Here is an 8,335-nt window from a genome sequence, read left to right as displayed (position 1 = left end):
CACCTGAAATATTCTTTAATAATCTGCCTTCTTTCGTAAGTCGCTTATAAAGTCTGGTCCCTTGTGGAGCCTGTAACAACCCAACCATAGCAGTAGTGATTCCACTTTCCTGGATAAACTTTATCTGTCTTTCAAAAATTGAAGGTGGGTCACTATCAAAGCCGACGATGAATCCGCCCTGAACCTGCATGCCAAATCTTTGGATTTTTTTAACTGAGGCGACTAAGTCACGATTTCTGTTTTGTACTTTACCACATTCAGCCAGACTTTCCTCATCAGGGGTTTCAATGCCAACAAATACTGTTTCAAAGCCTGACTTAGCCATCATTCGCATAAGGTCATCATCATCAGCGAGATTTATTGAGGTTTGTGTGCCAAAGTAAAATGGATATTTCCTTTTTTTCATCCAGTTAATCATAGCAGGCAAGATTTCCTTCTTTAATCTTGCTTTATTCCCGATAAAATTGTCATCTACAATAAACACTCCATCTTTCCAGCCCAGCGAATGTAGACTCTCTAATTCTGTTAACATCTGTTCCGTGGTTTTTGTTCGTATTTTGTGCCCAAAGAGCAAGGTAACATCACAGAATTCACAATCAAATGGACAACCTCGTGAATATTGGATACACATATTCGCATATCTTTTTGTATTAACAAGTTTCCATAAAGGAACAGGTGTTCTTTTTATATCAGGAAATTCTTTAGAAGTATAAATATGTTTGGCACATCCGTTTTGCAAATCTTTCAGAAAAGGTGAAAGAGTAACTTCTGCCTCGTTAAGTACAAGATAGTCTACATCAGAAAAATCTTCATATTCAGTTGTAAAAAGAGGTCCACCAGCCACAACTTTAACTCCAAATTCTTTACACCTATTAAGCACTTTTTTCGCAGATTCCCTTTGAACAGATATTGCGCTGATAAATACATAGTCAGCCCATTTAATATCCTTATCGCTTAACTTTTTTATATTCATATCAACAAGTTTTTTCTCCCATTGTTTGGGAAGCATTGCAGCAACAGTTATTAAGCCGAGAGGTGGTAGACTTGCTTTTTTAGAAATAAACCTTAAAGCCCATTTAAGACTCCAGAATGTATCTGGATATTTGGGATAAATTAAAAGAATTTTCATTTTGCTATAATTCTGAATAGTTTGTGCTTTCATGTAGTAAATCCTCTCTCAAAAGCCTTTTTATTAATCTCCATAATTTTGGGAGGAAGTCTTTTTACTTTCATCCAATCAACTATTACACCATCCCAGATTTTTCTGTCAATTTTTAAATTTTGTGCCAATACACCAAGTAAGATAATATTCACAACCTTATCGCTTCCCAAATCTTTTGCAATTTTTATGGCATTGATAGAGATTGTGTCAATATCATTATTTTTTGCAATCTTTTCTGGGTTTTCTGGATATTTTGCATTACCAATTGTGACAGTCAGCGGTATGATTTTTTGGGTATTCCTAATCAACTTTCCTGCTGGTGCAAGATATTCAAGGTAACGAAGCCCTTCCATGCTTTCAAAAGAGAGAATGAAATCTGCTTCACCTTTTTTGATAAGTGGAGAGAATACTTTTTTGCCAGCGCGGACATGACTTTCTACACTACCGCCTCGCTGGGACATACCGTGAACCTCACTTTTTTTAACATCGTATCCAGCCCTTATTAATACTTCAGAGAGAATTTCACTTGCAAGTAAGATTCCCTGTCCTCCAACGCCACAGATCAAAACATTAATTTTATCTTTTTTCATCTTTTATCCTTTATAGTTTGATTTTCCGAGGAGTCGTCATGGACCATTCCATGACGAATTTAAATGTCAGGGAATGGTCCCTGACAGCTCATAAAATAAACAGTCCGCCAGTCCTCCCGATTCTTTTCGGGACATGTGTGCTTCATATGTAAATCACCTTTCCTTTTTTGATTTGGGATAAACCCAACTCTACCCACAGGGTGGGTAGCAACAGGTTTATCCTGTTGCTGTCCCTAATTCACCAGTTTACCCCGTTAGATAATCTATTAGAAAAAATTTGTATTTCTCTTTTGGTATTAGCCAATTAACTGATAATATAATACATCTATAAAAAATATTAATATCTAACGGGGTGAACCAATTTACTAATTCACCACTTCTATAATTGCATCAAATGGGCAAACCTGGGCGCAAACTGTACAACCCAGACAGAATATCGGGTCAATTACTGCCTTGTTCTCTTCATCTGTGTAAATTGCTGGACACCCAACTTTCAGGCAAATTCCACAGGCTTTACATTTCTCGGAATCCACTTCAAAAAGTTTCCACTTCTTAGTTTTTGGTTCTATAAAAATACAATGTCCTTGTGTAATTACTACTGATGGTTCACTTTTTGCAAGTTCCTCTTTGAATACCTTCATTAATTTTTTTGTATCAAATGCACTAACAGGACGGATATTTTCTTTTTTAACTCCGCACGCTTCAACAAGCTTAACCAAATCCAGTTTGTGAGTCCTCTCACCCATCAAAGTTTTACCGGTGCCAGGATGGTCCTGATGCCCGGTCATTGCAGTTATACTGTTATCCATAATGCAGATGGTTGACACACCTTTATTGTAGACAACATTAATAAGTTCGGTGATGCCAGAGTGAATGAATGTGGAATCTCCAATAACTGCTACCACCTTTCCGGTTGGGTCTTCGGGCATTGCTCTTTCAATTCCATATGCATTGCCAATGCTTGCTCCCATACACACACAGGTATGAAGTGCTGAAAGAGGCGGCAAACCTCCCAGAGTATAACACCCAATATCACCAGTAACATGAACATTAAGTTTATGTAGAGTGTGGAATACTGCCCTATGTGGGCATCCAGGACAAAGAGAAGGAGGACGAGGAGGTAAGCCTTGTACATTGATTTCTTTATAAGATTTTTTGTTCAACAAACTCTCTTCAACAACATCGGTATTGAATTCATAAGTAATTGGCAGTTTGTCTTTGCCAATTACTTTAATTCCCATAGCTTTAATCTGTTCTTCTAAGAATGATTCCAATTCTTCAATAACATATAGGGTTTCAACTTTTTCAGCAAATTCTTTAATAAGTTTTTTAGGCATTGGGAAAGAAAGGCCTAATTTAAGATATGAGGCATTCGGGAAGACTTCTTTTGCATACTGATATGCAATACAATTTGTAATTACTCCAACTTTTGTATCATTAATCTCAACTTTATTTAATGGGCAATCATATCCGTATTCTTCTAATTTTTTCAGTCTTTCTTCAACTTTAAGATGGAGTTTACGGGCATTTGCAGGCAGGACTACATATTTGCTGAAATTTCTTTCAAATCCCTTTGATTTTATATCTTTTCTTTCTCCAAGCTCAACTATACTTTTTGAATGACAGACTCTGGTTGTCATACGGAAAAGGACAGGTGTATCAAATCTTTCGCTGATTTCTTGGGCGTATATCATAAAGTCCTTTGCTTCTTGACTGTCTGCTGGTTCAATACAAGGCATTTTTGCTGCCCGAGCATAGTGACGATTGTCTTGCTCATTTTGAGAGGAGTGCATACTTGGGTCATCAGCAGAGATTATAACAATTCCACCGTTTGAACCTATATACCCCATACTGAAGAATGGGTCTGCCGCAACATTTAGTCCAACATGTTTCATAGCAGCTACAGAACGAACCCCACCCATAGAAGCACCAATAGCTGATTCTACAGCAACTTTTTCATTAGGAGCCCATTCGCAATGCACATCTTGTTTGTATTGAACTACATTTTCCAGAATTTCTGTGCTGGGTGTTCCTGGATATGCAGAAGCAAATTTTACTCCTGCTTCATAAATTCCTCTTGCCACAGCTTCATTGCCTGAAAGTAACCTCTTCATTATTTCCTCTATTTGTTTATTTTTTTTCAAAAAAAACAATGTTCAAACTTTATGTCAATAAATCTTGAATCTACATATATTCAATTAAATAATAATTAAAATAAGATTTACTTTCCTTAAGAAAAGAATGCTTCTTAGATAATTAGATTTAATTATGAGTTCACTATAAAAAGCCTAAAGAATGAAATATTTTAAAATTTTTGTCCCGACATATCGGGAGGAAACCGTTGAAACGGTTTAATGCTTCTATCTTCCGAGTAACCCCCAATTTAAGTTGGGGGTTAACAAAACACCAACCTCAACCGTTTTAACGGTTTCATAATACATGAATATAACTTTTTAGAGTGGACTCAATTATAAAATAGAAAAATTGACTTAATTCAATGAGCTTTCATAAAATACATTTATTCATAGGCAATCAAGAATATTTATAAAATGTTAATTATAACTACGCATATTAAGGAGAAACGAGATGGCAAAGAAAAAAGAGATAGTAATCAAAGCAAAAGTGCTTTATGATGGAAAAACGAAATATGAAAACAAAACCATTGTAATTGAAGGGAATAAGATTATTGAGGTATCTTCAGAGAAAGCAAAAGCTGATTATGAAGGATTTGTTACTCCGGCTTTTATTGATGCACATTCGCATATTGGTATGGATAGAGAAGGAGAGCCAACCCAGGAAGCTGAAGTTAATGATTATACTAATCAAATCCGTCCATTAAACAATCCTTTAAACAGCATTTATTTTGATGACCGAGCTTTTAAAGATGCAGTTGATTTCGGAGTTCTATACAGTTGTGTTATCCCTGGTAGCGGCAATTTGATTGGTGGACGAGCAATGATTATCAGGAATTATGCAAAAAACAGAGACGAAGCATTTGTAAAAGATTATGGATTTAAAATGGCTCTTGGTTTCAATCCTCGTTCCACTACAGAATGGAAAGGTGAAAGGTCTAATACAAGAATGGGTGTTTATGCACTTCTTGAGAAAAAATTTGATGACTTACTTATCAAAAAAGAAAAAGCATCCTTATCCAGGGAGAAGAAATTAATAGAACTAAATCAAAAGAAAAAGGATAAGAAACTTACAAAAAAGGAATTTGAAGCAGAAAGGAGAATTATAGAAAAGGAATTTGAATTGGAATTTAATTCTGAGGAAAAAGCAATTTTAGAACTTCTATCCGGCAAGAAAACAGCAAAGGTTCATGTGCATAAAGATGACGATGTGCTGTATTTGATTAAACTTGTGAAAAAATATAATTTGAATGTTACTGCTGACCATACTGGTGATGTATTCAACAAAGAGATATTTGATGAACTGGCAAAAAATAAAATCCCAATCGTTTATGGTCCTCTTGGTTCTGTTGGGTATAAAGTGGAATTAAAACATGCCTATTATCAAAATGCAGGTCTGCTTATGAAATCCAAAGCATTTTATGGACTTATGACTGACCACCCTGTTATTCAGACCATAGCTCTTAGAGATAGTCTGAAATTCTTTATGATTCAAGGAATGAGCGAAGAGGATGCAATTTCATTGATAACTTATAAAAATGCAAAAATATTAGGAATTGATGATGTTCTTGGAACAATAGAAAAGGGAAAACTGGCAAGTATTATCGTATGGGATAAAAATCCTCTACATCTTGGAGCATTTCCAATTCTTGTCCTTGGAGAAGGTAAGGTTTTAAGGAAGAAGAAATAGTTTCAGAAGTTTCGGATTTTGCCTTTGCGATTATATTAAAAATTAAAGAGTTCTGTTTAGATTTTTTGAATATGAAAAGATTGATAAGATTGGGAAAATGAAGCATTAAGAACTTTATAAAATATTTGACAGATTTTTTTTTAGGAATTCTTTTTTGTTTTGTAAATAAGGTGATATTTCTGGAATGTTAATTTCAAAGATAGATATTTAGTTTTGTGTGCGTTAATTTCAAAAATAGGATGCATCATATCATGCCAGAGGCAGATCCTTTGGATACTACAAATTGTAGTATAATATATGTTAGAATGCGTGTTAGAATTATTGGTTAGTTCAGTCTAAAACATAATTTTTATTATAATTAAAAGGAATTTAATATGCATAACGAGTTTACAGCAATAATTGAAAAGGACGAAAATTGGTATATTGCATATTGCCCAGAAATTCCGGGAGCAAATGGCCAAGGGCGAACCATTGAAGAATGTAAACAAAGTCTTTCTGAAGCAATTACTTTAATTCTTGAAGACCGTAGAGAAGACGCATTTCGTAGTATCCCTGAAAGTGCTCAAAAAGAATTTGTAACGATTCAATGAAACGTAATACTCTGTTGAGACATCTTCGCAGGTATGGTTGCTACCTTAAGCGTGAAGGAGGTTCTCACTCTTTGTGGTGTAATCCAAATACAGGACATATTGAAGCCATTCCGCGTCATACAGAAATACCTAACAAATTAGCACGAAAGATTTGTCGCAGTTTATCAATTCCAGTTATCAGTTGAATAAAACACCATTCTAACAATACAATGAAGCTGACAAAAACGAAGATGTATTTTAATATTTATGCTGGTTGAAACCATATTAGTTTTGTGGTGAATTATAGGTAAGGAAGTGTTTTCGTTTCTGCAAGTGAACTTCACCGTTAGATGCAAGAAAGGATAATATGTTTGGAGTTCCAATTTCAATAGTTATTGCCTTTTGTTTTTTCTACCTTTTCGCTCATTACCAAAGCATCTATTTAGATAATTTTCAATTCACAGGTGCTGGGCCGAAAATATATATCACTGTCAGTATATACAGAATTATAAGCATTATTTTTGGGTTGATTTTTTTAATTTTACTCGGAAGAAAAATAATTTGGTTTGCACCCATAATACTTCTTGTAATCGGAGTTGCAATTGGATTTTTTTTAGATGTTGTCTTCAGATTCGATAAGCTGAAGACTTATTTTTGCGGGATTGGATTTCTTCTAATCCCACTTTTGGTTATTTTTATGCTTTATAAGATTATTAGCATCTAACAATGCGCTCCACCTGATTGTCACTCGCTGCGTTAGTGCCAATTTGGTGAGCTTAATTTTAGGCTTAATATGAAAAAAATTATAAAGAAGAAATATCAAACAAACCTCTATCGAAAAGCACTAAAATATGGTTTACAATCTTTTTAACTATTACACTTTTCTATTATATTTTTGCACCTAAAAAATGGTTACAGAGAAGAACGGATGCTAAAAATTGTATATTTATTTCTTCAGCTATTTTGGTTTATTTTGTTTCTAATAATTTTTATAATGACGAGGTAAGATTTACATAATATTGCATTATGCAAACTTGCGATGTTGTTATGCAATTAAAACTTGACTGGTACAACTAATGTTACAGAAATCTTACATAGGTGTTACAAATACTGTTACAAGAGGTTAAAAAATGAAAAATTTAGACATTAAAAGTTTCTTACTTGGCATATTACTTTCAGCATTGATATTTGTTATTTTATGGTTCAATTTGAATACTGGTATTGGCAGATACCAAATAGCTGGTGGCGCTTATTTTGATCCGAGTTTTCTTATTACGGATACAATAACTGGTGAAACTAAAGTAGTTATGGGTTTGGATTTGAAGGGTAATCAATTTGGTATTCCTTTTAAAGAAATGAAAAAATAAGGAAGTAAAAATGAAAGAATTGTTTATTTTAACTTTAATAGTTTTGATTATATTCGCTTGTTCTTCAAAAGAAACACAGGAAAATATGCTAAAAGAAAGTTTTAAAGAGCAACAACAAGAATTTGATATATATGATGCATTGGTAAATGATTATTACTGTGTATTGCTTGCATTTAAATATGATATGCAAACAAAAGAATTGTATGAAGTGTTGAAAGAATATGAAAAAGTAAGGTTTTTAAAACTTTCCTTCCATTTATTTGGTACTGGAATTGACTCAATATCAAGTAAATTTAGTATTTTTGCCAATAAATATGATATTGATAAAAAGACTTTAGCAAATATTCTAATTGATTATGAGTTATTAAGTAAAGAATATTCTGGAGAATGATATGAATAAATTTTTTAGAAAATACAGAGTATTAATTGGAATTTATATGATATGGGTTACTATCCATCTTGTTTTGCTTGTAAGGTTTGGAGGTGATGATGGAGATTACTTTTTTCCTTTTACAAGATACTCATTTGTGGAAACAGATTATGAACCAATTACAACAGATATAAAGTTATCAGAGGTTTTAAAAGACCCACGATATTCACAATTAACTCCAGAATTAAAAGATTCTGTTAGATATAGATGGTTTAGAAAAAATATTGAAACAAGCAAAAGATACAAATCTGATTTAATGAATAGATACGAAAAATCAATAGAAGCAGGATATAGTAGGGAAGAGATATTAAATTATTTACAGCCTAAAATACAAACAGCTTTAGATGCTGGTTATACTTTAGATGAGATATATGATTATTTGGGGGTTCCTAAAG

The 8,335-nt window shown here is 33.5% G+C and carries 9 protein-coding genes; 6 read left to right on the top strand and 3 right to left on the bottom strand.

What is annotated here, in order from left to right; all coding sequences use genetic code 11:
* The 3 genes from U9R23_07555 to iorA form a co-directional block, all read right to left on the bottom strand.
* Positions 1 to 1,129, bottom strand: a 1,129-nt coding sequence (locus U9R23_07555; GenBank protein MEA3476278.1) for a radical SAM protein, incomplete at its 3' end; no start/stop codon positions are given.
* Between the two features lie 29 nt (positions 1,130 to 1,158).
* The gene (locus U9R23_07550; protein MEA3476277.1) at positions 1,159 to 1,752 is read right to left on the bottom strand and encodes an indolepyruvate oxidoreductase subunit beta; all 594 of its coding nucleotides are present in this window, start codon (positions 1,750 to 1,752) and stop codon (positions 1,159 to 1,161) included.
* Positions 1,753 to 2,117: 365 nt separating this feature from the next.
* The gene (gene iorA / locus U9R23_07545) at positions 2,118 to 3,866 is read right to left on the bottom strand and encodes an indolepyruvate ferredoxin oxidoreductase subunit alpha (GenBank protein ID MEA3476276.1); all 1,749 of its coding nucleotides are present in this window, start codon (positions 3,864 to 3,866) and stop codon (positions 2,118 to 2,120) included.
* Between the two features lie 472 nt (positions 3,867 to 4,338).
* On the opposite strand from iorA, the gene U9R23_07540 reads away from it, so the two are divergent.
* The 6 genes from U9R23_07540 to U9R23_07515 form a co-directional block, all read left to right on the top strand.
* Entirely contained in the window at positions 4,339 to 5,574 is a 1,236-nt protein-coding gene (locus tag U9R23_07540) for an amidohydrolase family protein (GenBank protein ID MEA3476275.1), read from the top strand.
* A 374-nt stretch (positions 5,575 to 5,948) separates the two neighbouring features.
* Positions 5,949 to 6,164: a type II toxin-antitoxin system HicB family antitoxin gene (locus U9R23_07535; protein MEA3476274.1), complete on the top strand. Its 216-nt coding sequence runs from the start codon at positions 5,949 to 5,951 to the stop codon at positions 6,162 to 6,164.
* On the top strand, positions 6,161 to 6,349 hold the full coding sequence (locus U9R23_07530; protein MEA3476273.1) for a type II toxin-antitoxin system HicA family toxin: 189 nt from the start codon (positions 6,161 to 6,163) through the stop codon (positions 6,347 to 6,349). Before U9R23_07535 ends, U9R23_07530 begins: the two co-directional genes overlap by 4 nt.
* 924 nt (positions 6,350 to 7,273) lie before the next feature.
* Positions 7,274 to 7,510 carry a hypothetical protein gene (locus U9R23_07525; GenBank protein MEA3476272.1) on the top strand — a complete coding sequence of 79 codons (237 nt, stop codon included), beginning with the start codon at positions 7,274 to 7,276 and terminating at the stop codon, positions 7,508 to 7,510.
* Positions 7,511 to 7,520: 10 nt separating this feature from the next.
* Positions 7,521 to 7,901 carry a hypothetical protein gene (locus U9R23_07520; GenBank protein ID MEA3476271.1) on the top strand — a complete coding sequence of 127 codons (381 nt, stop codon included), beginning with the start codon at positions 7,521 to 7,523 and terminating at the stop codon, positions 7,899 to 7,901.
* A gap of 1 nt (position 7,902) precedes the next feature.
* Positions 7,903 to 8,335 (top strand): hypothetical protein (locus tag U9R23_07515; GenBank protein MEA3476270.1); only part of this gene is annotated, 433 nt, incomplete at its 3' end.

The sequence above is a fragment of the Candidatus Cloacimonadota bacterium genome (genome assembly GCA_034722995.1).
Taxonomy (GTDB): domain Bacteria; phylum Cloacimonadota; class Cloacimonadia; order JGIOTU-2; family JGIOTU-2; genus JAGMCF01.
The sequence above is the reverse complement of the archived record's forward strand: the minus strand, read 5'-3'. Positions and strand labels throughout refer to the sequence as shown.